Origin of the sequence: Haemophilus sp. SZY H36 (assembly GCF_018829625.1) — a bacterium.
Classification (GTDB): Bacteria; Pseudomonadota; Gammaproteobacteria; order Enterobacterales; family Pasteurellaceae; genus Haemophilus; species Haemophilus haemolyticus_K.
In genome coordinates this window covers 1-25,708 of the sequence record NZ_JAHKKA010000007.1, presented here as the reverse complement: position 1 = coordinate 25,708, position 25,708 = coordinate 1, and the positions used below count along the sequence as shown (strand labels likewise).

The following is a 25,708-nucleotide window of genomic DNA, read 5'->3' as shown; positions in this document are numbered from 1 at the left end:
GCAGAATGTCTCAATTTATTTCTCTTACTCAATATCAACTGATTGAGGTACATGGTGCGGATGCAGAAAAATATTTGCAAGGGCAGTTAACCACGGATGTTGTGCGATTAGCAAGTGGAGCAACAACACTTACAGCTCACTGCGATCCAAAAGGTAAAATGAATGCAATTTATCGTTTGTTTAAAGTAAGTAGTGAGCAATTCTTTTTACTCATTAAGAAAGATCTTTTGCCAAGCGGGCTAGATGCCTTGAAAAAATATGCGGTATTTTCAAAAGTTAGTTTTGATTTACGTGATTGGCAAATTATTGGCGTGATAGGTGAAAAATGTGGAAAAATTACACCGCACTTTTCATGGGAAATTGATGGGCTGCGTTCAATTTTATTGAATGAAACTGAATTACCTGTGAATTTTAATGGCGATAAAAAAATTTGGGATGTAGCCGATATTCAAGCAGGCTTGCCAAATTTAAGCCCGCAAACGCAAAATGAATTTATTCCACAAGTGCTAAATTTACAGGCTATTGAGCAAGCCATTTCTTTTACCAAAGGTTGCTATATTGGGCAAGAAACGGTGGCTCGTGCGAAATATCGTGGTGCGAATAAACGTGCAATGTTTGTCTTTAAAGCACAAACCCAGCAGGAAGCGGAAATTGGCAGTGAAATCGAAATGCAGATTGAATCTAATTGGCGAAAAACAGGCACGATTACAAGTGCGGTCAATTTAGACGGTGTTTTATGGTTGCAAGTTGTGATGAATAACAACACGATAGCTAAACAAAAATTTCGCTTACTAAATGGGGTACCGCTGGAGTATGTCGTATTGCCTTACTCACTGGGTGAATAAGGCAGTTTAAAAAACGGGTGATTGAGTTGATTTTATCGATCACCTATTTTTTATTTGGATTCAGGTAAATTGATTGCACCTTCATAGCCTAATTGTCGCCACGCTTCATAAACCGTTACTGCGACCGAATTAGACAAGTTCATACTGCGGCTATTGGCTGTCATTGGAATACGGATTTTTTGTTCCATCGGCATATCATTTAAAATTGACATTGGAATGCCGCGAGTTTCGGGCCCAAACATTAAATAATCCCCAAGTTCAAACTTAACCTGGCTATGTGCTGGACTACCTTTTGTTGTAAGTGCAAAGAGACGTTTGGGTTTTTCGCTTTCTAAAAAGGCTTCAAAAGTCTTGTGGCGTTTGATTTCCGCAAATTCGTGATAATCCAAACCTGAGCGGCGTAAGCGTTTATCATCCCAGGTGAAACCTAGCGGTTCAATTAAGTGCAAGCGAAATCCTGTGTTAGCACAAAGGCGGATAATGTTACCGGTATTTTGTGGGATCTCTGGTTCATATAAAACGATATCTAACATAATTTTTTCTCTAATTCTGATATAAACGATAACTCACCATTCCCGTTGTTTTTTCTTTCAATAACATCCAGTTTTCAGGTGTGATGAGCGGTTTGTCTTTCTCTGTTTCTACGTAAATTAACGCATTGGGTTTTAGCCAATTATTTTCACAAAGCAAGTTAATTGCTTGTTCTGCCAAATTAAAATGAAAGGGTGGATCTAAAAAAACTACATCAAAGTGCGGTTGATTTTGTGGCTGTTTTAGAAAATCCAAACTACTTTGATTAATCACTTCAGCCTGTTCTGATGAGCATTTTAGCGTTTGTAAATTCTTTTTTAATTGATTGGCGACGGTTTTATCTAATTCTAAAAAAGTCACCTTTTTCGCTTGGCGAGAAAGTGCCTCAAAACCTAATGAGCCGCTCCCTGCAAAGCCATCTAAACATTCAGACTGGTGAATATAAGGCATTAACCAATTAAAAAGCGTTTCTTTCACTCTATCGCCAGTTGGGCGTAAGCCTTCTGAATTTAATACTGGAAGTTTTCGCCCTCGCCACAGTCCAGCAATAATGCGAACCTCGCCCTTTGCATTTGGCGTTTGTATTTTTTTCATAAAGATTCGATTTTTATTGAAAATTTTGCTTAGTTTAGACGATTTTTTGCTAGAATAAACGACATTTTTATCGGATTACAGTTAAGAGAGCATTTTATGGCTGAAGAAAATAAAAAAGGCGGATTTTGGGCGTCGTTATTTGGGCGTAATAAAAAGCAAGATGAACCTAAAATTGAGCCGACAATTGAAGAAGAAAAGATTAAAGATATCGAGCCATCTATTGAAAAACTTGAAACTCATGATTTAGTTGAAGAACCGTCTGAATTAGAGGCAGTAGAAAGTGCGGTGGATTCTAAGCCGTTTTTAGCTGAAAGTATTGAGACGAATGAAATAGTTGAAGAAGAAAAAATACAGGAAATTTCAACCGAATTTGAGCCAGTCGAAGAAATCATCGAATTAAAAAATTTAGAAGATGATCTTCCGGTTACAGAAGCCGTGGTTGAATCTGAAATTGTTGAAGATATTAAAGATGAGCTTCAGCCTGTTGTTGAAATTGAAACTCGCGAAAAGCCAAGTGAAGGGGGCTTTTTTAGTCGTTTAGTTAAGGGGTTACTGAAAACCAAACAAAATATTGGCGCGGGTTTTCGTAGTTTTTTCTTAGGAAAGAAAATTGATGATGAGTTGTTTGAAGAATTAGAAGAACAACTGTTGATTGCGGATATTGGCGTGCCAACAACAAGTAAAATTATCAAAAATTTGACTGAGCATGCAAGTCGCAAAGAATTACAAGATGCTGAGCTTTTATATCAACAATTAAAAGTAGAAATGGCGGATATTCTTGAGCCAGTGGCACAGCCTCTTGTGATTGATACTACAAAGAAACCTTATGTGATTTTAATGGTGGGCGTAAATGGCGTGGGTAAAACGACGACAATTGGTAAGCTCGCACGTAAATTTCAGGCTGAAGGAAAATCGGTGATGCTTGCTGCGGGCGATACTTTCCGTGCGGCGGCCGTTGAGCAGCTTCAAGTTTGGGGAGAACGCAATCACATTCCAGTTGTTGCGCAAAGCACCGGTTCTGATTCTGCATCGGTGATTTTTGATGCGATGCAATCAGCGGCTGCACGAAATATTGATATTCTTATTGCGGATACGGCGGGTCGCCTGCAAAATAAAAATAACTTAATGGACGAACTGAAAAAAATTGTTCGTGTTATGAAAAAATATGATGAAACTGCGCCACATGAAATTATGCTTACGCTGGATGCTGGCACGGGACAAAATGCTATTAGTCAAGCAAAGTTATTTAATGAGGCTGTCGGTTTAACAGGGATCTCTCTAACTAAATTAGATGGCACGGCAAAAGGCGGCGTGATTTTTGCCATAGCCGATCAGTTTAAGTTGCCTATTCGCTATATCGGTGTAGGCGAGAAAATTGAAGATTTACGTGAGTTTAATGCCAAAGAATTTATTGAGGCATTATTCGTTCATGAAGAAGAATAAAAAGAATAAGGAAAAATTGTGATTAAGTTCTCAAATGTTTCTAAAGCCTATCATGGTGCAACGCAGCCAGCGTTACAAGGCTTGAATTTTCATCTTCCAGTGGGAAGTATGACTTACTTAGTTGGGCATTCAGGCGCAGGGAAGAGTACATTACTCAAGCTTATTATGGGGATGGAAAAAGCCAACGCGGGTCAAATTTGGTTTAACGGACACGATATTACTCGCTTGTCTAAATATGAAATTCCATTTCTGCGTCGCCAAATTGGTATGGTTCACCAAGATTATCGTTTATTAACAGATCGTACGGTGGTGGAAAATGTGGCATTGCCATTGATTATTGCAGGTATGCATCCAAAAGATGCGCATACACGTGCGATGGCATCTTTAGATCGTGTAGGATTGCGTAATAAAGCCCACTATTTGCCACCACAAATTTCTGGAGGGGAGCAGCAACGCGTTGATATTGCACGTGCGATTGTGCATAAACCTCAGCTCTTACTAGCAGATGAACCAACGGGTAATTTGGACGATGAACTTTCTTTAGGCATTTTTAATTTATTTGAAGAATTTAATCGTCTCGGAATGACCGTGTTAATTGCTACTCACGACATTAATTTAATTCAACAAAAACCAAAACCTTGTCTTGTACTTGAACAAGGTTATTTACGTTATTAAGGAATAATCATGAGCCGACCAACGGATGCATCCTTTTTTGTTCAAACAGCCTATACTTTGCGTGCAGTATGGACGGATTTATGGCAACGTAAATTTGGCACGCTGCTCACGATTTTGGTGATTGCTGTATCTCTGACAATCCCAACCGTGAGCTATTTAATGTGGAAAAATTTACATTTAGCGACCACTCAATTTTATCCTGAAAGTGAATTGACGATTTATCTTCACAAAAATTTAAGTGAAGAAGATGCGAATTTAGTGGTAGAGAAAATTCGTCAACAAGAAGGGGTGGAATCACTGAATTATGTTTCTCGCCAAGAAAGTTTAAAGGAATTTAAAAGCTGGTCTGGCTTTGGTGAAGAATTAGAAATTCTAGATGATAATCCATTGCCTGCGGTCGTTATGGTAAAACCGACGAGCGAATTTAATATTTCAGAAAAACGTGATGAGTTACGTACCAATTTAAATAAAATTAAAGGCGTGCAAGAAGTTCGCTTGGATAACGACTGGATGGAAAAATTAACCGCACTTTCTTGGTTAATCGCCCATGTGGCAATTTTCTGCACTGTATTAATGACGATAGCGGTATTTTTGGTTATTGGTAACAGCATTCGCTCTGATGTGTACAGTAGCCGATCAAGTATTGATGTGATGAAATTGCTTGGTGCAACAGATCAATTTATCCTTCGTCCTTATCTTTATACAGGGATGATTTATGCCGTGTTAGGTGGGTTAGTTGCAGCAATTTTTAGTAGCTTTATTATCAGCTATTTTACTTCTGCAGTGAAATATGTCACGGATATTTTTGCCGTCCAATTCAGTTTGAATGGATTAGGTGTTGGCGAGTTTGTATTCTTATTAGTGTGCTGTTTAATTATGGGGTATGTTGGTGCGTGGATTGTAGCAAAACGACATATTACGCTATTAGATAACCATCATTAATTTTAATATGTGAAGTGCGGTGATTTTTCTAAGTGTTTTTCGATGAGAAAATACGGTGATAAATGACCGCACTTTTTATTTGCTTTGAATAAATCCCTTGCAATTTGTTTAACTTTTGTGTAGTATCTGCGAGCTTTCAATATGAAAGCCGTTTAATGTAATCATTTATTAAACGAGCATGACGATATGTCACGCTAAACAATGTTTCCGATTTGGAGACTATATAACAGGTAACTTGCACCTCCTTTTCTATTTTGAAGTTAGAATTGTGATTGGTGTTAGTTTTTTATTAGCTAAATTTTATTGGAGCTCTGGTCTAATGCAGAACCAAAGAATCCGTATCCGCTTAAAAGCTTTCGATCACCGTTTGATCGATCAATCTACTGCGGAGATCGTAGAAACAGCTAAACGTACTGGTGCACAAGTTCGTGGTCCAATCCCTTTACCAACTCGTAAAGAGCGTTTCACCGTGTTGATTTCTCCACACGTAAACAAAGACGCACGTGACCAATACGAAATTCGTACTCACAAACGTTTAGTAGATATCGTAGAGCCAACAGAAAAAACTGTTGATGCATTAATGCGTTTAGATTTGGCTGCCGGCGTGGACGTGCAGATCAGCCTAGGTTAATTAAGAGGTTATTACAATGATTGGTTTAGTCGGTCGTAAAGTTGGTATGACCCGTATCTTCAATGAAGACGGTGTTTCTGTACCAGTTACCGTTATCGAAATCGAAGCCAACCGCGTAACTCAAGTTAAAACTCTTGAAAACGATGGCTATACTGCAGTTCAAGTTACTACTGGTTCTAAAAAAGCGAATCGTGTAACTAAACCTGAAGCAGGCCATTTCGTGAAAGCAGGTGTTGAAGCTGGTCGCGGTTTATGGGAATTTCGTACTGAAGGTGAAGAATTCACTTTAGGTCAAGAAATCAATGTTGACATCTTTGCAGATGTTAAAAAAGTAGATGTTACCGGTACTTCTAAAGGTAAAGGTTTCCAAGGTGGTGTTAAACGTTGGAACTTCCGTACTCAAGATGCGACTCATGGTAACTCTTTATCACATCGTGTACTTGGTTCTATTGGTCAAAACCAAACTCCAGGTCGTGTGTTTAAAGGTAAAAAAATGGCAGGACATTTAGGTGCTGAACGTGTAACTGTTCAATCACTTGAAGTTGTTCGTGTAGATGCTGAGCGTAAATTGCTATTAGTAAAAGGTTCTGTACCTGGTGCTATCAATGGCGATGTTATCGTTAAGCCAGCAGTTAAAGCATAAGTCTAGGAGATAGAGATGGAATTACAAGTTGTAGGTGCAAACGCACTAACTGTTTCTGAAACTACCTTCGGACGTGAGTTTAACGAAGCGTTGATCCACCAAGTTGTTGTTGCTTATGCAGCAGGTGCGCGTCAAGGTACTCGTGCGCAAAAAACTCGTGCTGAAGTGTCTGGTTCAGGTAAAAAACCTTGGCGTCAAAAAGGTACAGGTCGTGCTCGTGCTGGTGATATCAAATCACCAATCTGGCGTTCTGGTGGTATAACCTTCGCGGTTAAACCACAAGATCACAGCCAAAAAGTGAACAAGAAAATGTACCGTGGTGCTATCAAAAGCATTCTTTCTGAATTAGTTCGTCAAGACCGTTTGGTTGTTGTTGAAAAATTCGAATTAGATGCACCAAAAACTAAAGTCTTAGTACAAAAATTAAAAGATTTAGCAGTTGAAGATGCATTAATTATCACAGCAAGTTTAGATGAAAATCTATTCTTAGCAGCACGTAACTTATATAAAGTTGATGTACGTGATGTTCAAGGTATCGATCCAGTTAGCTTAATCGCTTTCGATAAAGTGATTGTTACTGTTGACGCTGTGAAACAAATTGAGGAGATCCTAGCATGAGTCAAGAACGTTTGCTAAGCGTGCTACGTGCACCGCACATCTCTGAAAAAGCAACTAACAATGCTGAAAAATCTAACACTGTTGTACTTAAAGTTGCTTTAGATGCGAACAAAGCTGAAATTGCTGCTGCTGTTGCTCAATTATTTGAAGTAAAAGTTGACTCTGTTCGTACCGTGGTTGTTAAAGGTAAAACTAAACGCCGTGGTAGCAAAATGGGTCGCCGCAGCGACTGGAAAAAAGCTTATGTAACTTTAGCCGAAGGCCAAAACTTGGACTTCGTGGACAGTGCAGAGTAATCGGAGGAAATTAGAGAATGGCTATCGTTAAATGTAAGCCGACCTCCGCTGGTCGTCGTCACGTTGTTAAAATCGTGAACCCTGAATTACACAAGGGTAAACCTTACGCACCTCTTCTAGATACTAAGTCTAAAACTGGTGGTCGTAATAACTATGGTCGTATTACTACTCGTCACATTGGTGGCGGTCACAAACAACACTACCGTTTAATCGATTTCAAACGTAACAAGTTAGACATCCCAGCGGTTGTTGAGCGTTTAGAATATGATCCAAACCGTTCTGCTAACATTGCTTTAGTGCTTTATAAAGATGGCGAACGCCGTTATATCTTAGCACCTAAAGGCTTGTCAGTGGGCGATCAAATCCAAGCTGGCGTAAACTCACCAATTAAAGTGGGTAACTCATTACCAATGCGTAATATCCCAGTTGGTTCAACAGTACATAACGTTGAATTAAAACCAGGTAAAGGCGGTCAAATCGCTCGTTCTGCTGGTGCTTATGTACAAATCATCGCACGTGAAGGCAACTATGTAACTTTACGTTTACGTTCTGGCGAAATGCGTAAAGTATTAGCTGAATGTGTTGCAACAATCGGTGAAGTTGGTAACTCAGAACATATGCTTCGCGTATTGGGTAAAGCTGGTGCTAACCGCTGGAGAGGTATTCGTCCTACAGTTCGTGGTACTGCAATGAACCCAGTAGATCACCCACACGGTGGTGGTGAAGGTCGTAACTTTGGTAAACACCCAGTAACTCCTTGGGGCGTTCAAACCAAAGGTAAGAAAACTCGTCACAACAAACGTACTGATAAATATATCGTACGTCGTCGTGGCAAATAATAGATTAAATTAAAGAGGATTAGCCATGCCACGTTCTCTCAAGAAGGGTCCTTTCCTTGACCTACACTTGTTGAAGAAGGTAGAGAAGGCGGTGGAAAGCGGGGATAAAAAACCAATCAAAACTTGGTCCCGTCGTTCAATGATCATTCCATCAATGATCGGATTGACCATCGCAGTCCATAATGGTCGTCAGCACGTTCCTGTTTATGTATCTGATGAAATGATCGGTCATAAGCTTGGTGAATTTGCACCGACTCGTACATACCGCGGTCACGCGGCAGATAAGAAAGCTAAGAAATAAGAGGTAAATAGATGGAAACTATCGCAAAACATCGTTACGCTCGCACTTCTGCCCAAAAAGCTCGCTTAGTTGCCGATTTAATTCGTGGTAAAAAAGTTGCGCAAGCATTAGAAATCTTAACTTTCACTAACAAAAAAGCAGCAGCTTTAGTGAAGAAAGTTTTAGAATCAGCTATTGCAAACGCAGAGCACAATGACGGTGCAGATATCGATGATCTTAAAGTTGCTAAAATCTTCGTTGATGAAGGTCCTAGCATGAAACGTGTTATGCCACGTGCTAAAGGTCGTGCAGATCGTATTTTAAAACGTACTAGCCACATTACTGTGGTTGTGTCAGATCGTTAATAAGTAGAGGAATAGCAATGGGTCAAAAAGTACATCCACATGGTATTCGCCTAGGTATTGTTAAACCTTGGAGCTCTACTTGGTTCGCGAATACACAAGACTTCGCTGACAATCTTGAAGGCGATTTCAAAGTACGCAAATTCTTAAATAAAGAATTAGCAAATGCTTCAGTTTCACGTATTACTATTGAGCGTCCAGCTAAAAGTATTCGTGTAACTATTCACACAGCTCGTCCTGGTATCGTAATCGGTAAAAAAGGCGAAGATGTTGAAAAATTACGTAACGCAGTGTCTAAAATCGCTGGCGTTCCTGCTCAAATCAACATTGCTGAAGTGAAAAAACCTGAATTAGATGCGAAATTAGTTGCAGATAGCATCGCTTCTCAATTAGAACGTCGCGTAATGTTCCGTCGTGCAATGAAACGTGCGGTACAAAGCGCAATGCGTTTAGGTGCTAAAGGTATCAAAGTTGAGGTTAGTGGTCGTTTAGGTGGTGCAGAAATCGCGCGTTCAGAATGGTATCGTGAAGGTCGTGTACCTCTACATACTCTTCGTGCGGACATCGATTATAACACTGCAGAAGCTCATACAACTTACGGCGTAATCGGCGTTAAAGTATGGATCTTCAAAGGTGAAATTCTTGGTGGAATGGCTGCCGTTGCGCAATCAGAACAACAACCTGCCGACAAGCCTAAAAAGGCTCCTCGCGGTAAAGGTCGTAAGTAAGGAGAAACGCTAAATGTTGCAACCAAAACGTACAAAATTCCGTAAAGTTCACAAAGGCCGCAACCGTGGTATCGCGGGCGGTACTGAAGTTAGTTTCGGTACTTACGGTTTAAAAGCAGTTGGTCGTTGTCGTTTAACCGCTCGTCAAATCGAAGCAGCACGTCGTGCAATGTCACGTGCAGTAAAACGTCAAGGTAAAATCTGGATTCGTGTATTCCCAGATAAACCAATTACTGAAAAACCATTAGAAGTCCGTATGGGTAAAGGTAAAGGTAACGTTGAGTACTGGGTAGCCTTAATCCAACCGGGTAAAGTGCTTTATGAAATGGATGGTGTGTCTGAAGAAGTAGCAAGAAACGCATTTGCATTAGCAGCTGCTAAATTGCCAGTTAAGACCACTTTCGTAACTAAGACGGTGATGTAATGAAAGCTCAAGATTTACGTACAAAAAGTGTTGAAGAGCTGAATGCTGAATTAGTAAACCTTTTAGGTGAACAATTCAAGTTGCGTATGCAGACAGCCACCGGTCAGCTTCAACAAACCCATCAGGCTAAACAAGTGCGTCGTGATATTGCACGTGTAAAAACTGTATTAACCGAAAAGGCGGGTGAGTAATGACTGATAAAATTCGTAGCGTACAAGGTAAAGTTGTTAGCGACAAAATGGAAAAATCTTTCGTTGTTGCTATTGAACGTAAGGTAAAACACCCTTTATATGGTAAATTTATCCGTCGTACAACTAAATTACACGTACACGATGAGAACAATGAAGCCAAAGTTGGTGATACCGTAGAGATTCGCGAATGTCGCCCTCTATCAAAAACCAAATCTTGGACTTTAGTTCGTGTTGTTGAGAAAGCGGTAATCGCTTAATTCACAATGTAACAATAAAAGGCCAATGGTTAATTCCATTGGCTTTTTTACATTTAAAGTATTGTAAATTTCAACCCCACTTTTAGTAAATGGGTTTAGAGGATAAAGGTAAATTATCATTGCCTTTCTCTTTTTCTTTTGATAAAATCCGCTACCTATCCGCCGTTCTATCCGAGTAGTGCGGATGGGTTCGTCCCGAAAGGGTGTTTTTTTAATCTTAACGGAGCACTAATATGATCCAAGAACAGACTATGCTGGATGTTGCTGATAATTCAGGCGCTCGCAGCGTAATGTGTATCAAGGTTCTAGGTGGATCGCACCGTCGTTATGCTGCGATTGGTGACATCATCAAAATTACTGTAAAAGAAGCAATTCCACGCGGTAAAGTAAAAAAAGGTGATGTATTAAAAGCAGTTGTTGTGCGCACCAAGAAGGGTGTTCGTCGCCCAGATGGCTCAGTTATTCGTTTCGATGGTAACGCTTGTGTAATTTTAAATAATAACACTGAGCAACCAATCGGTACTCGTATTTTTGGACCAGTGACTCGTGAACTTCGTTCTGAGAAATTCATGAAGATCATTTCTTTAGCTCCAGAAGTACTGTAAGGGGAATGTAATGGCTGCTAAAATCCGTCAAAATGATGAAGTAATTGTTCTTACTGGTAAAGATAAGGGCAAACGTGGCAAGGTAACTAAAGTGTTACCAAACGGTAAAGTGTTTGTTGAAGGTATCAACATCATTACTAAACATGAAAAACCAGTTCCTGCATTAGGAAAAGTTGGTGGTTTAGTGAAAAAAGAAGCTGCAATTGACGCTTCAAATGTTGCGATTTTCAATCCTAAAACAAATAAAGCTGACCGTGTAGGTTTTAGATTCGAAGACGGCAAAAAAGTACGTTTCTTCAAATCTAACAATGAAATTATCTAACAAACTGGAGTAATGCGATGGCGAAACTGCATGATTACTACAGAGATCAAGTAGTAAGCGAATTAAAAAATAAATTCGGCTACAAATCTGTCATGCAAGTCCCACGAATCGAAAAGATTACCCTGAATATGGGTGTGGGTGAAGCATTGACCGACAAAAAATTGCTAGACAACGCAGTAGCGGACTTAGCAGCAATCAGCGGTCAAAAACCTTTAGTAACTAAAGCTCGTAAATCTGTTGCTGGCTTTAAAATCCGTCAGGGATATCCAATCGGTTGTAAAGTAACACTACGCGGTGAGCGTATGTGGGAGTTCTTTGAACGTTTAATTACAATTGCTGTTCCACGTATTCGTGACTTCCGCGGTTTAAGCGCGAAATCATTCGATGGTCGTGGTAACTATAGCATGGGTGTGCGTGAACAAATCATCTTCCCTGAAATCGATTACGATAAAGTAGATCGTGTACGTGGTTTAGATATCACTATCACAACTACTGCTAAGAATGATGAAGAAGGTCAAGCACTACTTGCTGCCTTTAATTTCCCATTCCGTAAATAAGGCAGGTTATAATGGCTAAACAATCAATGAAAGCACGCGATGTAAAACGCGTTAAATTGGCTGAAAAATTCTACGCAAAACGTGTTGAATTAAAGAAAATCATTTCTGATGTCAATGCCTCTGATGAAGATCGTTGGGATGCAGTGTTAAAGTTACAAACTTTACCACGTGATTCTAGTCCATCTCGTCAACGTAACCGTTGCCGCCAAACTGGACGTCCTCATGGCGTTTTACGTAAGTTTGGTTTAAGCCGAATTAAGGTTCGTGAAGCTGCTATGCGCGGTGAAATCCCAGGCCTTAAAAAAGCGAGCTGGTAATATACCACTTTATTTTGGAATCGGAGAAAAAGTACAATGAGTATGCAAGATCCAATCGCAGATATGCTGACCCGTATTCGTAACGGTCAAGCTGCGAACAAAGTTGCAATCAATATGCCTTCTTCCAAGCTAAAAGTGGCAATTGCCAACGTATTAGCTGCTGAAGGTTATATCGAAAGCGTAAAAGTTTTAGAAGGTGCTAAACCTGAATTGGAAATTACTTTAAAATATTTCCAAGGCAAACCAGTTGTAGAAAGCATCCAACGTGTAAGTCGTCCTGGTCTTCGTATTTACAAACGTAAAGATGAATTACCAAAAGTTATGGGCGGTTTAGGTGTTGCAGTTATTTCTACATCTAAAGGTGTTATGACTGACCGCGCTGCTCGTCAAGCAGGTTTAGGCGGTGAGATCATCTGTTATGTAGCTTAATAGAGAGGTAGGAAAATGTCTCGTGTTGCAAAGGCACCTGTTAATATTCCTGCCGGCGTTGAAGTTAAACTCGACGGTCAGCTATTAACAGTAAAAGGTAAAAATGGCGAGTTATCTCGCAAAATTCATGAATCAGTTGAAGTAAAACAAGATAACGGACAATTTACGTTCACTCCACGTGAAGGTTTTGTTGAAGCAAATGCTCAATCGGGTACTGCGCGTGCATTAGTTAATGCAATGGTTATCGGTGTTACTGAAGGTTTCACTAAAAAATTAGTATTGGTGGGTGTAGGTTACAGAGCTCAACTTAAAGGCAACGCAATTGCATTAAGTTTAGGCTATTCTCACCCAGTAGAGCACACTTTGCCGGCAGGTATTACTGCAGAATGTCCATCTCAAACCGAAATCGTGTTGAAAGGTGCAGACAAACAGTTGATCGGTCAAGTTGCAGCAGATATTCGTGCTTATCGCCGTCCTGAGCCTTATAAAGGTAAAGGGGTACGTTACGCTGATGAAGTGGTACGTATCAAAGAGGCTAAGAAGAAATAATTAAGGTAACACTATGGATAAGAAATCAGCTCGTATCCGTCGTGCAGCTCGTGCACGTCATATGATGAGAGAGCAAGGTGTAACTCGTTTAGTTATTCACCGCACTCCACGTCATATTTATGCACAAGTTATTGCACCAAACGGTTCAGAAGTGCTTGCCGCTGCTTCAACTGTTGAGAAAGCAATTCGTGAGCAAGTAAAATACACCGGTAATAAAGATGCTGCTGCTGCAGTAGGTAAAGCTGTTGCAGAACGCGCATTAGCAAAAGGCGTTCAAGCTGTTGCTTTTGATCGTTCCGGTTTTAAATATCATGGTCGTGTCCAAACTTTAGCGGACGCTGCACGTGAAGCTGGTCTACAGTTCTAATGAGGTAAATTGAGATGTCAAACATCGAAAAACAAGTTGGTGAACTGCAAGAGAAGCTAATCGCAGTAAACCGTGTATCAAAAACTGTAAAAGGTGGTCGTATTATGAGTTTCACTGCATTAACTGTGGTGGGCGATGGTAATGGCCGAGTAGGTTTTGGTTATGGTAAAGCACGCGAAGTTCCAGCAGCGATCCAAAAAGCAATGGAAAAAGCACGTCGTAATATGATTAACGTTGCTTTGAATGAGGGTACATTACAGCATCCAGTTAAAGGTGTTCATACTGGTTCGCGTGTATTTATGCAGCCAGCAAGCGAAGGTACAGGTATCATCGCTGGTGGCGCAATGCGTGCAGTATTAGAAGTTGCAGGTGTACGTAACGTTCTTTCTAAAGCGTATGGTTCTACCAACCCAATTAACGTTGTTCGTGCAACTATTGATGCATTAGCAAACATGAAATCACCAGAAATGGTTGCTGCAAAACGCGGTAAAACTGTTGATGAAATCTTGGGGTAATGAATAATGGCTAAAACTATTAAAGTAACACAAGTTCGTAGCTCAATTGCTCGTTTACCGAAGCATAAAGCTACCTTGCGTGGTCTTGGTCTTCGCCATATGCACCACACTGTTGAGTTAATTGATACGCCTGCAGTACGTGGTATGATTAACCAAGTTTCATACATGGTTAAAGTGGAGGAGTAAGAGATGCGTTTAAATACTCTATCTCCGGCTGAAGGTGCAAAGCATAGCGCTAAACGCCTTGGTCGTGGTATTGGTTCAGGTTTAGGCAAGACTGGTGGCCGTGGTCATAAAGGTCAAAAATCTCGTACTGGTGGCGGTGTTCGTCGCGGTTTCGAAGGTGGTCAAATGCCGTTATACCGTCGTTTACCAAAATTTGGTTTTACTTCAATGAAGGCTGCAGTAACTGCAGAAGTTCGTTTGAATGAGTTAACCAAAGTTGAAGGTAATGTAGTAACCTTAGAAACATTAAAAGCAGCCAATATCTTAACTAAAGATATCCAATTCGCTAAAGTAGTTTTAGCGGGTGAAGTGAAATCTGCAGTAACAGTTCGTGGTTTGCGTGTAACTAAGGGTGCAAAAGTAGCAATTGAAGCTGCTGGCGGTTCAGTTGAGGAATAATTAGCAAATGGCTAAACAACCAGGTTATCAAGCAAGAAGTACTAATAGCGGTAAAGGTGAATTAAAAAGCCGATTACTTTTCGTTTTAGGTGCGCTTATCGTTTACCGAATTGGTTCTTTCATTCCGGTTCCTGGTATTGATGCGGCTGTGCTAGCTCAATTAGTTGAACAACAAAAAGGCACCATCATTGACATGTTTAACATGTTCTCTGGTGGTGCATTAAGCCGTGCATCTATCTTAGCATTAGGTATTATGCCGTATATCTCGGCATCTATTGTAATTCAGTTGCTTGCAACGGTTTCTCCTGCTTTAGCAGAATTAAAGAAAGAAGGTGCTGCTGGTCAACGTAAAATTTCTAAGTATACTCGGTATGCGACAGTTGTTTTTGCAACCATTCAGGCAGTAGCTATTTCAACAGGTTTACCAAATATGTTACCTGGCTTAGTGCCAAATGTTGGATTTGGCTTTTACTTCACTTCAGTTGTTAGCTTAGTAACTGGAACTATGTTCCTCATGTGGTTAGGCGAACAAATTACTGAAAGAGGTATTGGTAACGGTATTTCAATTCTTGTTTTTGGCGGTATCGTAGCTGGTTTACCATCAGCTATACTTCAAACTATTGAGCAGGCTCGTCAAGGACAGATGCATCCACTAGTGCTTCTTCTGATCGCAGCTATTGTATTTGCAGTAACTTATTTTGTTGTTTTTGTTGAAAGAGGACAGCGCAGAATTCGCGTTGAATATGCAAAGCGTCAACAAGGTCGTCAAATTTTAGGTGGTCATTCGACACATTTACCATTGAAAGTAAATATGGCAAACGTAATGCCGGCAATTTTTGCCTCAAGTATTATTTTATTTCCAGCTACCTTAACTCAATGGTTTGGACAAAATGATAAGTTTGAGTGGTTAAATAACTTATCTATGTTGTTGAATCCTGGCCAGCCTCTTTATTTACTTGTTTATGCTGTAGCAATTATTTTCTTTAGCTTCTTTTACACTGCAATGCAGTATAATCCGCGAGATACAGCAGATAATCTAAAAAAATCTGGTGCATTTATTCCAGGAATTAGACCAGGGGAACAAACCTCTCGTTATATTGATAAAGTTATGACTCGTCTTACACTGATTGGCGGTCTTTATGTAACGTTTGTGTGTTTAGTTCCTTATATTATGACATCGGCTTGGGATGTTAAATTTTACTTCGGTGGAACATCTCTTTTAATTGTAGTCGTTGTAATTATGGATTTCATCGTGCAGGTTCAGAGTCACTTAATGTCGTCTCAATATGAGTCTGCGTTGAAAAAAGCAAACCTTAAAGGTTTTGGACAATAATTGTTCATTTAGTAGAAAAGGATAAGCAATGAAAGTTCGTGCTTCCGTAAAGAAAATGTGTCGTAACTGTAAAATTGTTAAACGTGAAGGTGTTGTACGTGTATTGTGCAGCGATCCTAAACATAAACAACGTCAAGGTTAATTCATATTTTTTCTTGCAAAGAACCAGTTGAGCAGTTATACTGCTCAACTCATTTATGTCCTTGGTATTCTGTTTGAGTATCCTGAAAACGGGCTTTTCAAGATCAGAATACCAAATTAGTTAAAATAATAGGAGTGCATAGTGGCCCGTATTGCAGGCATTAACATTCCTGATCACAAACACGCTGTAATCGCTTTAACTGCAATTTACGGTATTGGTAAGACTCGTTCAAAAGCTATTTGTGCTGCAGCGGGTATTGCTGAAGATGTTAAGATCAGAGAATTGTCTGAAGAGCAGATTGACAAACTGCGTGACGAAGTTGGTAAATTTACCGTTGAAGGTGATTTACGTCGTGAAGTAACACTAAACATCAAACGTCTTTTAGACTTAGGTTGTTATCGTGGTTTACGTCACCGTCGTAGTTTACCGGTACGTGGTCAACGTACTAAAACTAATGCGCGTACCCGTAAGGGTCCACGTAAGCCGATCAAAAAATAGTCGGGGTAAATAAAGAATGGCTAAAACACCAGTTCGTGCACGTAAACGTGTAAAAAAACAAGTCGTAGATGGCGTAGCACATATTCACGCATCTTTCAATAATACAATCGTTACTATTACTGACCGTCAAGGTAACGCTCTAGCATGGGCGACTGCAGGTGGTTCAGGTTTCCGTGGTTCTCGTAAATCTACCCCGTTCGCTGCGCAAGTTGCTGCTGAACGTTGTGCTGAAATTGTTAAAGAATTCGGCTTAAAGAACTTGGAAGTTATGGTTAAAGGTCCGGGTCCAGGTCGTGAATCTACAATTCGCGCGTTAAACGCAGCGGGTTTCCGTATCACGAATATTACTGATGTGACTCCGATTCCTCATAACGGTTGTCGTCCACCGAAAAAACGTCGCGTTTAAGACGTATATAGGATAGTTGGAGAAAGAAAATGGCAAGATATTTGGGTCCAAAACTCAAGCTCAGCCGTCGTGAAGGTACTGATTTATTTCTTAAATCAGGCGTGCGTGCGATTGATTCAAAATGTAAAATTGATACAGCACCTGGTCAACATGGTGCTCGTAAACCGCGTTTGTCTGACTATGGTAGTCAATTACGTGAAAAACAAAAAGTTCGTCGTATCTATGGGATTTTAGAACGTCAATTCCGTAACTACTATAAAGAAGCAAACCGTTTAAAAGGTAACACTGGTGAAAATTTATTAGTGTTATTAGAAGGTAGATTGGATAACGTTGTTTATCGCATGGGATTTGCTGCAACTCGTGCAGAAGCTCGCCAATTAGTGAGCCATAAAGCGATTGTTGTAAATGGTCGTGTTGTTAACATTCCATCTTTCCAAGTTTCTGTAAATGATGTTGTTGCTGTTCGTGAGAAATCTAAAAAACAAGCACGTATTAAAGCGTCATTAGAATTAGCAGAACAAAGAGAAAAACCAACATGGTTAGAAGTTGATTCTGCAAAAATGGAAGGTGTGTTCAAACGTGTTCCTGAACGTTCTGATTTATCAGCAGATATTAACGAACATCTGATCGTTGAGCTTTACTCTAAATAATAGTTAAGCTTAAAAGCAAAGAGAGGATAAAATGCAGGGTTCTGTTACAGAATTTTTAAAACCACGTTTAGTAGATATTGAACAAATTAGTTCAACTCATGCTAAAGTGATCTTAGAGCCGTTAGAGCGTGGTTTTGGCCATACTCTAGGTAATGCATTACGTCGTATCCTTCTGTCTTCAATGCCAGGTTGTGCTGTAACTGAAGTGGAAATTGATGGCGTATTGCACGAATATAGTAGTAAGGAAGGTGTTCAAGAAGATATTCTTGAAGTTCTTTTAAACCTTAAAGGTCTAGCGGTTAAAGTACAGAATAAAGATGATGTTATTCTGACATTAAATAAATCTGGAATTGGCCCTGTTGTTGCAGCGGATATCACCCATGATGGTGATGTTGAAATTGTGAATCCGAATCATGTAATCTGTCACTTAACTGACGAAAATGCATCAATCAGTATGCGTATTCGAGTTCAGCGTGGTAGAGGATATGTTCCAGCTTCAGCTCGCACTCATAGTCAAGCAGAGGAGCGTCCAATTGGTCGCTTACTTGTTGACGCTTGTTATAGCCCAGTTGATCGCATTGCATATAATGTTGAAGCAGCTCGTGTTGAACAACGTACTGATCTAGATAAACTTGTTATTGAGTTAGAAACTAATGGTACGCTTGAGCCTGAAGAAGCAATTCGTCGTGCTGCAACAATCTTAGCAGAGCAACTCGATGCATTCGTTGATTTGCGTGATGTTCGTCAACCTGAAATTAAGGAAGAAAAACCGGAATTTGATCCGATTTTATTACGTCCTGTAGATGATTTAGAGTTGACAGTTCGTTCTGCTAACTGTTTGAAAGCAGAAACAATTCATTATATCGGTGATTTAGTACAACGTACAGAAGTTGAATTATTAAAAACACCTAATCTTGGTAAGAAATCTCTTACTGAAATTAAGGATGTGCTCGCTTCACGTGGCTTGTCACTTGGTATGCGCCTTGAAAATTGGCCACCAGCAAGTATTGCTGAAGACTAGTTTGGTCATAGGTTAAGATTTTTCTGAGAAGGATAAGATCATGCGCCATCGTAAGAGTGGTCGTCAACTAAACCGTAATAGCAGCCATCGCCAAGCGATGTTTCGTAACTTAGCAAGTGCTTTAGTTAGTCATGAAATCATTAAGACTACTTTGCCTAAAGCTAAAGAATTACGCCGTGTAGTTGAACCGTTAATTACATTAGCAAAAGTAGATAGCGTTGCAAACCGTCGTTTAGCATTCGCTCGTACTCGCAACGTTGAAACTGTTGCAAAATTATTCAATGAATTAGGTCCACGTTTTGCTCAACGTGCAGGTGGCTACACTCGCATCTTGAAATGTGGTTTCCGTGCAGGTGATAATGCTCCAATGGCATATATTGAGCTAGTTGATCGCCCAGAAGTTGTTGATACAGCATCTGCGGAATAGTAGTTGATATTTTAAGAAAAACCCACTTTATAGTGGGTTTTTTTATATATTTAGAGAATTAATGATATAAAATAGAAGAGGTTAGTTTCTAATATGTTTTTATGGATTTTTAGAAAATTATTTAATACTCCATGATTATTTCTTAAAATGAATGAGAGAATCTTCTCTTAACTCTAAGATAGATGCATGTTCCTTGCGCCAGTCTCCCAGAACAATTCTAGTCATTCCCTCTTCTTTATGAATATTTTCTCTATGGGTATGTCCGTGAATTAGCAAATCCACATTAAACTCCTGCATTTTTTGTATAGTGAATGTTTTATTTACATCCATGATTTTTACTGATTTTTTTTGTTTATCTTGATTACTTTTAGAGCGGATCTTTTCAGCAATTTTTATTCGAAGTTTTAATGGTAAACATAGAAATATTCGTTGTAGCCACTTATTATTAACTTTGTTGCGAAATTTCTGATAGGCAGTATCATCAATACAAAGGCTATCACCATGACATAATAAAATATTTTTTCCGTAAAGATTGATGAGCTTGTATTCTGGTAATAATTCAATCCCCGTTTCCTTTGAAAAACGCTCTCCAATAAGAAAATCGCGATTTCCATGTTGGAAATAACATTGCACTCCTTTATCATGCAAGGATTTTAGTAAGTTCTTTATTTTTATAATTAGTGGAGACTGTTCATCATCACCAACCCAGAAATCGAATAAATCACCTAATATATAAACTCGTTCAGTTTCTGGCTCGATGTTTTGTATGAAGTTTATAAAAAGTGCGGTTAATTCATGTTTTGTTTCACTTAGATGCAAATCAGAAATAAAATAAGAATGTTTCATAAATATTCCATTAATCTCTTCTAGATAGACGTAAACTATAACTTAATTTGTTATAATTTGAAAAATATAAATATATTTTAGTTTATTAACTATAGATGTGAATTAAATAGGATCAAGATATGTTAAAACTACTTAGAATTTTTATTGTTACAGTTTGTTGTATTCTAATTTGTGTATTGGGTACAGTTTATTCATTTATTAGGTTTAAAAATCCGAGTAATGTAGGGATTATGGCTCGTTGGTTTGGGCGCTTACATCCTTTGTTTGGTTTGAAAGTAGAATATCGTTTTCCAAATTCTATCAATAAATTAAGTCCAGCTATTTATATTGGCAATCATCAAAATAATTATGATATGGTGACGATATCTTATATGGTTCGTCCGCGAACTGTGAGTGTTGGTAAGAAAAGTTTAATTTGGATTCCTTTTTTTGGGATCCTATATTGGATTACAGGTAATATATTTTTAGATCGTGAGAATCGGACTAAAGCTCATAGTACCATGACACAACTTGCTCACCGGATTAATGAAGATAATTTGTCTATTTGGATGTTTCCAGAGGGGACTCGTAGTCGAGGCCGTGGGTTATTGCCTTTTAAGACAGGGGCGTTTCATGCAGCAATTTCTGCGGGGGTACCAATTATTCCAGTTGTTTGTTCAACAACACACAATAAAATTAATTTAAATCGTTGGAATAATGGAATAGTGATTTGTGAAATGTTAGATCCTATTGATGTTTCAGGTTACAGCAAAGATAATGTGCGTGATCTTGCTACTTATTGTCATGATTTGATGGAGAAACGCATTGCTGAACTAGATATGGAAATTGCGAAAAGGAATTAAAATGCAAACTTTCTCTCGTCGTCAATTATTAAAAAATACTACTATTTCAGCTGCACTTTTTAGTTTACCAATGCCATTATGGGCTGCTGTACGTGATAAATTAATTGTTCCACCTTTGATAGAAGTTCGTCGAGGACGTCCAATAGTGCTTACTATGCAGGAAGTTAATTATGAATTAGATGGAAAGCATAATGTAACAGCATGGGGATTCAATGGCAATTATTTGGGGCCAACGATAAAAATTAAATCAACTAATTTTGCCAAACTAAATTACCATAATAATTTGCCGCAATCGATAGCTTTGTCCATTCAAGGGTTGCAGGCTTCAGGGGAGCTCTTTGGAGGTGCTGCTAGGGTATTAAAAAAAGGCGAGACCTGGGCTCCGATAGTACCGATTGAGCAAGCTGCGGCAACTTGTTGGTACCGTTCTTCTATATTAGCGAATTCGGCTTATCAAACATACCGAGGGCTTATAGGAATGTGGTTAGTTGAAGATGCTCAAAGTATTCAGGCGAATATTCCTCATAAATATGGTGTAGATGATATTCCTTTGATTTTACAGGATATGTCATTTAATAGTAATGGACTTCAACTTTTTAAGCAAAATCAACCAAATTTTGTTGGAAATCGTTTATTAGTTAACGGTATAGAAGCACCCTATTTAAACGTTGTTCGTGGTTGGGTTCGTTTACGATTATTAAATGCATCTTTAGCGCGAGCTTATGATTTACGTCTAGATAATGAGCAGAATATGCTATTGATTGCTAAGGATCTGGGGTTTTTACCTAAGGCAAAAAGTATTCAGTCTGTGATTCTTGCTCCAGGAGAGCGAGTTGAAGTACTTATTAATATGAGTGAGGTTGATTCTGTTTCATTGATTGATGGTAAAAAACGAGGCGTATTAGATAAGGTAAAAAATATTTTTAGCAGTGGTGATGATTTACTGGATAACACAGTTATTGAGTTACGAGCACAAGGTGAAGCTACAGTTTTTAGCAAGACATTAAATCTTACTTTTGATACAGATGCACCAGAAATGTTAGTTCAACCTATAGCGCAAATTCGTGAGTTCAATATTGATGTGACGAATGGGCTAATTAATCAAAGACGTTTTGATCCTAGAAGAATTGATGTAGTGGTTCGAAAAGGTACGGTAGAGCGTTGGATTTTAAATGCTAATTTACCTGTGGGGTTTACTATTCAGGGCGCAAAATTTGTCGTAGAAAGTCAGGATGATCATATTTATCAAGCGGATGAGTTAGCCTGGAAAGATACTGTTTGGGTAAAAGGAAAAACACATATATTAGTTCGGTTTGATCAGGTTTCTTCAAATAATTACCCATTTTTATTTGGTGTATCGAATTTAATGTTAGCTGATATGGGATGTATTGGTGTTATGGTTGTTCAGTAAGTGATATGAAAGTGCGGTAGATTTTTGTGCGATTTTTTGTATAATCAGTACCTCTATTAAGAGGGATATAATGATGAAAAAAGCTTTAATTATTGCTGCATTATCAGCAAGTCTAAGTGCTCAAGTGGCTATTTCTGAAACGCCAAATACTCAAGAACAACAATCTCGTCTTTATTTAGGTGTTTATGATGTATCAAATAAACTGCCAGTTTTATTGGATAAATTAGAAATTTCACGTTCTTCTAAAAAACAACAATTATGCTGGCAAATAAATGGCTCATTTGGAAAGAAAGTTCAAGCCACAGAGATTTTTACATCTCCAGCTAAAGCAAATTTTTATATTTCATCAGATATAGGAATGGTAACTTCATCTGAAGATAAAAAAACACATACAATAACGAGTCAGCGCGATTCCTTAAACGATGGGAAATTAGTAATAAATTGTTGGAGTTTTGATCAAAAAGATCCTCGAGGTAAATATACTATCTTTATTAAGTTAGGAGAGATGGAATATGGCCCTTTAACATTTACGGTTGTAAAATAATTAGATGATAACCCAGGTTTTACTGGGTTTTTTATTACTGTGAATATATTGTATTTGATAAATTACTTGTTTTAGTGACGGCTGATGTAATCAAAAATGAACAAAAATAATATGTCTGCGTATCTTGTTCCTAAAAGTGCGGTTATTTTTGAAGAAGAAATTAAGAAAAGCCGTTTTATCACTTATTTACAGAGGACTACAGGGAGTGCTGAAGCTAAAGCTTTTTTGGAAGAGATTAAACGAGAGCATAGAGCAGCGCGCCATCATTGTTGGGCTGCGGTAATGGGAAATCCAGTAGATTCTTTACAATTTGCTTTTTCTGATGATGGCGAACCATCAGGTACGGCGGGTAAACCAATGCTTAGTGTTCTTCAAGGTAGTAATATTGGTGAAATTAGCGCTATAGTGGTACGTTATTATGGTGGAATTTTGTTAGGTACAGGAGGATTAGTTAGAGCCTATAGTAATGGAGTACAGCAAGCATTGAAATTATTAGAAACAGAAATAAGAGTAGAACGTTCCCTTTTTGGTTTAGATTGTCATTATAGTCAATTGAGTCTAGTACAGTTACTTTGTGATAAGTATGAAGTAGAAATATTAGCTCAAAATTTTCAGTCCCAAGTATTTTTAACATTGGGTATTAGTAAACAAACGGTTGAATCTTTTGTTAGAGAATTGAGAGATAAATCAATGGGAAAACTAGTGATTAAATCAATTGAATAGGCGAATAACTGTGCATATTTTATCTATAATACGAATTATTGGTATCCTGATTATCTGTTTTTCCGGAACGATGCTTATTCCGGCATTCATTGCATTGATTTATGGTGATGGAGGCGGAAAAGCTTTCATACAGGCATTTACTTTTAGCTTGACTGCTGGAGTACTGCTCTGGTGGCCTTGCCATCACCACAAACAAGAATTGCGTTCTCGTGATGGTTTTTTAATTGTTGTCGCATTTTGGTTTGTTTTAGGTGGTTTAGCGACGTTACCATTTTTATTATTTGATGCACTAAATTTAACAGTTGCTTCAGCGGCATTTGAAGCCTTTTCTGGATTAACGACAACTGGTGCAACAGTGATGAGAGGATTGGATAACCTTCCAAAAGCGATGTTATTTTATCGTCAATTTTTGCAATGGCTTGGTGGAATGGGAATTATTGTACTCGCAATAGCTATCATTCCATTATTAGGTGTGGGGGGGATGCAACTTTATAGAGCTGAAATGTCTGGGCCAATGAAAGAACAAAAAATTAGACCAAGGATTACTGAAACAGCAAAAGTTCTTTGGATAATTTATATTTCTTTAACTGTTTTTTGTGCATTAGCATATTGGTTGGCTGGGATGGGCGCTTTTGATGCTATAACTCATAGTTTTTCTACTGTTTCAATCGGTGGTTTTTCAACTCATGATGCGAGTATCGGCTATTTCAACAGTCCATTAGTTAATTTGATCACCGTATTATTTTTACTGATTTCCGCCTGTAATTTTGGATTACACTTTCGCGCGTTTTCGACCATTGGCCATGAGAATTTTTTTAAGATTTATCTACGTGACCCTGAATTTCGTTTTTTTATAAGTATCCAGACTATACTAGTAATAATCTGTACATTAGTGATGTGGAGTCATAATTATTTTACTTCATCATGGAAAGATTTTGAGCAAGTATTATTTCAGACGGTATCTATTTCAACGACAACGGGCTATACAACTTCTGATTTCACTGTTTGGCCTTCTTTTGTACCTGTTCTTTTAATATTGGCTTCATTTATGGGCGGTTGTGCTGGTTCTGTCGGTGGTGGTTTACGTGTTGCGCGTATACTTGTACTGTATTTACAAGGGAAACGAGAACTTAAACGTGTTGTTCACCCTAATTTAGTTTATCCCATCAAGTGGGGAAGAAATGTGTTAGATGAAAGAGTGATTGGTAGTATTTGGGCATTCTTTTCAGCTTATCTTCTAGTGTTTATTATCTGTTTACTTGGTGTCGTTGCTTGTGGTGTTGAGCCTTTTAATGCCTTTAATGCCGTATTGGCAACCCTAAATAATTTAGGACCTGCACTAGGGGAAGTAAATAGTAATATGGTGAGTATACCCGATAGTGCTAAGTGGATTTTAATTATCGCAATGGTATGTGGGCGACTTGAAATTTTTACTCTTCTCGCTTTATTTACACCTACTTTTTGGAAAAACTAATGAAAACGTTAATATTATATTCAAGCCATGATGGGCAGACGAAAAAAATTGCTGACTTTTTATCTAGATATATTGATGGAGAGGTTTATATAGATGCATTAATGGAGAATTATACGATTGAGTATTTTGATCGTGTAATAGTTGGTGCATCTATACGATATGGGCACTTTAATAAAGCGCTTTATCGCTTTGTTGAAAGCAATCGTTATCAACTTGAACAAAAAAGTGCGGTTTTTTTTGGGGTTAATTTAACTGCTCGTAAAGAGGGCAAAGATAATCCAGAAAGTAATACTTATGTACGTAAATTTTTACAACGTACAGAATGGAAACCTAAATTAGCCGCAGTATTTGCAGGTGCACTCTTTTATCCACGATACAGATGGATTGATCGTGTTATGATTCAGATTATTATGAAAATTACTGGTGGCGAGACAGATCCTAAGAAAGAGATCGAATATACAAATTGGGATAATGTGAAGAAATTCGCTAATCAAATTAATGAAATGGGCGTTTAGCTTTGGAGAAAAATTTATATAAATTGATTGAGGTTTAATCAAAAGATCATTTTTTTAAATATTTTTACAAAAAAGTACTTGCAAGGGATTTGAAAATCCCTATAATGCACCGCACACAACGACGCACTGTTGTGAAGTTTTTAAGTTTCCAAGTGCGTCGTTGTTTTTTGCTCTTTAACAATATATCAGACAATCTGTGTGGGCACTTGTTGATTGACTTGTTTTAAAATATTTTTAATTTTGAAGTCTTAATAGGTGCTTAACTGAAAATTCATAATTACTTTTTAAGTAG

Annotated in this window: 41 protein-coding genes; 38 read left to right on the top strand and 3 right to left on the bottom strand. The window is 38.4% G+C overall.

Annotated elements, in window-relative coordinates:
• The first annotated feature begins 5 nt into the window (after positions 1-5).
• Entirely contained in the window at positions 6-845 is an 840-nt protein-coding gene (ygfZ, locus tag KP713_RS08730) for a CAF17-like 4Fe-4S cluster assembly/insertion protein YgfZ (RefSeq protein WP_215770412.1), read from the top strand.
• 50 nt (positions 846-895) lie between these two features.
• On the opposite strand, the gene trmL is transcribed toward ygfZ, so the two are convergent.
• Both trmL and rsmD read right to left on the bottom strand, forming a co-directional pair.
• Positions 896-1,378 (bottom strand): tRNA (uridine(34)/cytosine(34)/5-carboxymethylaminomethyluridine(34)-2'-O)-methyltransferase TrmL, encoded by a 483-nt coding sequence (gene trmL, locus KP713_RS08725; RefSeq protein WP_215770411.1) that lies wholly within the window; start codon positions 1,376-1,378, stop codon positions 896-898.
• A gap of 10 nt (positions 1,379-1,388) precedes the next feature.
• Positions 1,389-1,970, bottom strand: a complete 582-nt coding sequence (gene rsmD, locus KP713_RS08720) for a 16S rRNA (guanine(966)-N(2))-methyltransferase RsmD (RefSeq protein ID WP_215770410.1) — start codon at positions 1,968-1,970, stop codon at positions 1,389-1,391.
• Positions 1,971-2,066: 96 nt separating this feature from the next.
• Between rsmD and ftsY the strand changes: the two genes are divergently transcribed.
• The 31 genes from ftsY (at position 2,067) to rplQ (ending at position 19,061) form a co-directional block, all read left to right on the top strand.
• Positions 2,067-3,413 carry a signal recognition particle-docking protein FtsY gene (gene ftsY / locus KP713_RS08715; RefSeq protein WP_215770409.1) on the top strand — a complete coding sequence of 449 codons (1,347 nt, stop codon included), beginning with the start codon at positions 2,067-2,069 and terminating at the stop codon, positions 3,411-3,413.
• 18 nt (positions 3,414-3,431) lie between these two features.
• Complete coding sequence (gene ftsE / locus KP713_RS08710; RefSeq protein ID WP_005635730.1) at positions 3,432-4,088, top strand: cell division ATP-binding protein FtsE; 657 nt, start codon at positions 3,432-3,434, stop codon at positions 4,086-4,088.
• A 9-nt stretch (positions 4,089-4,097) separates the two neighbouring features.
• Positions 4,098-5,030 carry a permease-like cell division protein FtsX gene (gene ftsX, locus KP713_RS08705; protein ID WP_215770408.1) on the top strand — a complete coding sequence of 311 codons (933 nt, stop codon included), beginning with the start codon at positions 4,098-4,100 and terminating at the stop codon, positions 5,028-5,030.
• 319 nt (positions 5,031-5,349) lie between these two features.
• Positions 5,350-5,661, top strand: coding sequence for a 30S ribosomal protein S10 (gene rpsJ / locus KP713_RS08700; protein ID WP_001181005.1), 312 nt, complete (start codon positions 5,350-5,352; stop codon positions 5,659-5,661).
• Positions 5,662-5,677: 16 nt separating this feature from the next.
• Positions 5,678-6,304 (top strand): 50S ribosomal protein L3, encoded by a 627-nt coding sequence (gene rplC, locus KP713_RS08695; protein ID WP_005632753.1) that lies wholly within the window; start codon positions 5,678-5,680, stop codon positions 6,302-6,304.
• Positions 6,305-6,319: 15 nt separating this feature from the next.
• A complete protein-coding gene (gene rplD, locus KP713_RS08690; RefSeq protein ID WP_215770407.1) occupies positions 6,320-6,922 on the top strand; it encodes a 50S ribosomal protein L4 in 603 nt (200 codons plus the stop codon).
• Positions 6,919-7,218, top strand: coding sequence for a 50S ribosomal protein L23 (gene rplW, locus KP713_RS08685; RefSeq protein ID WP_005625900.1), 300 nt, complete (start codon positions 6,919-6,921; stop codon positions 7,216-7,218). Before rplD ends, rplW begins: the two co-directional genes overlap by 4 nt.
• Before the next feature lie 17 nt (positions 7,219-7,235).
• Positions 7,236-8,057, top strand: coding sequence for a 50S ribosomal protein L2 (gene rplB / locus KP713_RS08680; protein WP_005625898.1), 822 nt, complete (start codon positions 7,236-7,238; stop codon positions 8,055-8,057).
• 25 nt (positions 8,058-8,082) lie between these two features.
• Positions 8,083-8,358 carry a 30S ribosomal protein S19 gene (rpsS, locus tag KP713_RS08675; RefSeq protein WP_005539416.1) on the top strand — a complete coding sequence of 92 codons (276 nt, stop codon included), beginning with the start codon at positions 8,083-8,085 and terminating at the stop codon, positions 8,356-8,358.
• 11 nt (positions 8,359-8,369) lie between these two features.
• Positions 8,370-8,702: a 50S ribosomal protein L22 gene (gene rplV / locus KP713_RS08670; protein WP_005625897.1), complete on the top strand. Its 333-nt coding sequence runs from the start codon at positions 8,370-8,372 to the stop codon at positions 8,700-8,702.
• A 17-nt stretch (positions 8,703-8,719) separates the two neighbouring features.
• Entirely contained in the window at positions 8,720-9,427 is a 708-nt protein-coding gene (gene rpsC, locus KP713_RS08665; protein ID WP_005625894.1) for a 30S ribosomal protein S3, read from the top strand.
• A 13-nt stretch (positions 9,428-9,440) separates the two neighbouring features.
• A complete protein-coding gene (rplP, locus tag KP713_RS08660; protein WP_005625890.1) occupies positions 9,441-9,851 on the top strand; it encodes a 50S ribosomal protein L16 in 411 nt (136 codons plus the stop codon).
• The gene (gene rpmC / locus KP713_RS08655; RefSeq protein ID WP_005625888.1) at positions 9,851-10,042 is read left to right on the top strand and encodes a 50S ribosomal protein L29; all 192 of its coding nucleotides are present in this window, start codon (positions 9,851-9,853) and stop codon (positions 10,040-10,042) included. Before rplP ends, rpmC begins: the two co-directional genes overlap by 1 nt.
• On the top strand, positions 10,042-10,299 hold the full coding sequence (gene rpsQ, locus KP713_RS08650; RefSeq protein WP_005625886.1) for a 30S ribosomal protein S17: 258 nt from the start codon (positions 10,042-10,044) through the stop codon (positions 10,297-10,299). Before rpmC ends, rpsQ begins: the two co-directional genes overlap by 1 nt.
• A gap of 233 nt (positions 10,300-10,532) precedes the next feature.
• Positions 10,533-10,904, top strand: a complete 372-nt coding sequence (gene rplN, locus KP713_RS08645) for a 50S ribosomal protein L14 (RefSeq protein WP_005548786.1) — start codon at positions 10,533-10,535, stop codon at positions 10,902-10,904.
• Between the two features lie 10 nt (positions 10,905-10,914).
• Complete coding sequence (gene rplX / locus KP713_RS08640) at positions 10,915-11,226, top strand: 50S ribosomal protein L24 (protein ID WP_005625883.1); 312 nt, start codon at positions 10,915-10,917, stop codon at positions 11,224-11,226.
• Between the two features lie 17 nt (positions 11,227-11,243).
• Positions 11,244-11,783 carry a 50S ribosomal protein L5 gene (rplE, locus tag KP713_RS08635; RefSeq protein WP_005625881.1) on the top strand — a complete coding sequence of 180 codons (540 nt, stop codon included), beginning with the start codon at positions 11,244-11,246 and terminating at the stop codon, positions 11,781-11,783.
• Between the two features lie 11 nt (positions 11,784-11,794).
• On the top strand, positions 11,795-12,100 hold the full coding sequence (rpsN, locus tag KP713_RS08630; protein ID WP_005625879.1) for a 30S ribosomal protein S14: 306 nt from the start codon (positions 11,795-11,797) through the stop codon (positions 12,098-12,100).
• Positions 12,101-12,136: 36 nt separating this feature from the next.
• Positions 12,137-12,529, top strand: a complete 393-nt coding sequence (rpsH, locus tag KP713_RS08625; protein WP_005625877.1) for a 30S ribosomal protein S8 — start codon at positions 12,137-12,139, stop codon at positions 12,527-12,529.
• A gap of 15 nt (positions 12,530-12,544) precedes the next feature.
• Positions 12,545-13,078 (top strand): 50S ribosomal protein L6, encoded by a 534-nt coding sequence (gene rplF, locus KP713_RS08620; RefSeq protein ID WP_005625876.1) that lies wholly within the window; start codon positions 12,545-12,547, stop codon positions 13,076-13,078.
• A gap of 13 nt (positions 13,079-13,091) precedes the next feature.
• Complete coding sequence (gene rplR / locus KP713_RS08615; RefSeq protein ID WP_005625873.1) at positions 13,092-13,445, top strand: 50S ribosomal protein L18; 354 nt, start codon at positions 13,092-13,094, stop codon at positions 13,443-13,445.
• Between the two features lie 14 nt (positions 13,446-13,459).
• Complete coding sequence (rpsE, locus tag KP713_RS08610) at positions 13,460-13,960, top strand: 30S ribosomal protein S5 (protein WP_005625871.1); 501 nt, start codon at positions 13,460-13,462, stop codon at positions 13,958-13,960.
• A 6-nt stretch (positions 13,961-13,966) separates the two neighbouring features.
• The gene (gene rpmD, locus KP713_RS08605; RefSeq protein ID WP_005543631.1) at positions 13,967-14,146 is read left to right on the top strand and encodes a 50S ribosomal protein L30; all 180 of its coding nucleotides are present in this window, start codon (positions 13,967-13,969) and stop codon (positions 14,144-14,146) included.
• 3 nt (positions 14,147-14,149) lie between these two features.
• Positions 14,150-14,584, top strand: coding sequence for a 50S ribosomal protein L15 (gene rplO / locus KP713_RS08600; RefSeq protein ID WP_215770406.1), 435 nt, complete (start codon positions 14,150-14,152; stop codon positions 14,582-14,584).
• Between the two features lie 7 nt (positions 14,585-14,591).
• Positions 14,592-15,917 (top strand): preprotein translocase subunit SecY, encoded by a 1,326-nt coding sequence (gene secY / locus KP713_RS08595; RefSeq protein ID WP_005625869.1) that lies wholly within the window; start codon positions 14,592-14,594, stop codon positions 15,915-15,917.
• Between the two features lie 28 nt (positions 15,918-15,945).
• Positions 15,946-16,059 (top strand): 50S ribosomal protein L36, encoded by a 114-nt coding sequence (rpmJ, locus tag KP713_RS08590; protein ID WP_005625868.1) that lies wholly within the window; start codon positions 15,946-15,948, stop codon positions 16,057-16,059.
• Positions 16,060-16,200: 141 nt separating this feature from the next.
• Positions 16,201-16,557: a 30S ribosomal protein S13 gene (rpsM, locus tag KP713_RS08585; RefSeq protein WP_005625867.1), complete on the top strand. Its 357-nt coding sequence runs from the start codon at positions 16,201-16,203 to the stop codon at positions 16,555-16,557.
• A gap of 16 nt (positions 16,558-16,573) precedes the next feature.
• Complete coding sequence (gene rpsK, locus KP713_RS08580; protein ID WP_005543603.1) at positions 16,574-16,963, top strand: 30S ribosomal protein S11; 390 nt, start codon at positions 16,574-16,576, stop codon at positions 16,961-16,963.
• Between the two features lie 29 nt (positions 16,964-16,992).
• A complete protein-coding gene (gene rpsD / locus KP713_RS08575; protein ID WP_005625866.1) occupies positions 16,993-17,613 on the top strand; it encodes a 30S ribosomal protein S4 in 621 nt (206 codons plus the stop codon).
• Between the two features lie 31 nt (positions 17,614-17,644).
• Positions 17,645-18,634, top strand: a complete 990-nt coding sequence (locus tag KP713_RS08570; protein ID WP_005625865.1) for a DNA-directed RNA polymerase subunit alpha — start codon at positions 17,645-17,647, stop codon at positions 18,632-18,634.
• Positions 18,635-18,674: 40 nt separating this feature from the next.
• The gene (rplQ, locus tag KP713_RS08565) at positions 18,675-19,061 is read left to right on the top strand and encodes a 50S ribosomal protein L17 (protein ID WP_065264904.1); all 387 of its coding nucleotides are present in this window, start codon (positions 18,675-18,677) and stop codon (positions 19,059-19,061) included.
• Between the two features lie 135 nt (positions 19,062-19,196).
• On the opposite strand, the gene lpxH is transcribed toward rplQ, so the two are convergent.
• A complete protein-coding gene (gene lpxH, locus KP713_RS08560; RefSeq protein WP_215770405.1) occupies positions 19,197-19,907 on the bottom strand; it encodes a UDP-2,3-diacylglucosamine diphosphatase in 711 nt (236 codons plus the stop codon).
• A gap of 119 nt (positions 19,908-20,026) precedes the next feature.
• On the opposite strand from lpxH, the gene KP713_RS08555 reads away from it, so the two are divergent.
• The 6 genes from KP713_RS08555 to hemG all read left to right on the top strand — a co-directional run bounded on the left by KP713_RS08555 (position 20,027) and on the right by hemG (position 25,416).
• On the top strand, positions 20,027-20,749 hold the full coding sequence (locus tag KP713_RS08555) for a 1-acylglycerol-3-phosphate O-acyltransferase (protein WP_215770404.1): 723 nt from the start codon (positions 20,027-20,029) through the stop codon (positions 20,747-20,749).
• Between the two features lies 1 nt (position 20,750).
• A complete protein-coding gene (locus KP713_RS08550) occupies positions 20,751-22,160 on the top strand; it encodes a multicopper oxidase domain-containing protein (RefSeq protein WP_215770403.1) in 1,410 nt (469 codons plus the stop codon).
• Between the two features lie 73 nt (positions 22,161-22,233).
• On the top strand, positions 22,234-22,704 hold the full coding sequence (locus KP713_RS08545; protein WP_215770402.1) for a PM0630 family protein: 471 nt from the start codon (positions 22,234-22,236) through the stop codon (positions 22,702-22,704).
• A gap of 111 nt (positions 22,705-22,815) precedes the next feature.
• Positions 22,816-23,427, top strand: a complete 612-nt coding sequence (locus KP713_RS08540; RefSeq protein ID WP_140583914.1) for a YigZ family protein — start codon at positions 22,816-22,818, stop codon at positions 23,425-23,427.
• Positions 23,428-23,437: 10 nt separating this feature from the next.
• Entirely contained in the window at positions 23,438-24,901 is a 1,464-nt protein-coding gene (locus KP713_RS08535; RefSeq protein ID WP_215770401.1) for a TrkH family potassium uptake protein, read from the top strand.
• Positions 24,901-25,416, top strand: coding sequence for a menaquinone-dependent protoporphyrinogen IX dehydrogenase (gene hemG, locus KP713_RS08530; RefSeq protein WP_215770400.1), 516 nt, complete (start codon positions 24,901-24,903; stop codon positions 25,414-25,416). The genes KP713_RS08535 and hemG overlap by 1 nt, the downstream gene beginning before the upstream one ends.
• Positions 25,417-25,708: the final 292 nt, after the last annotated feature.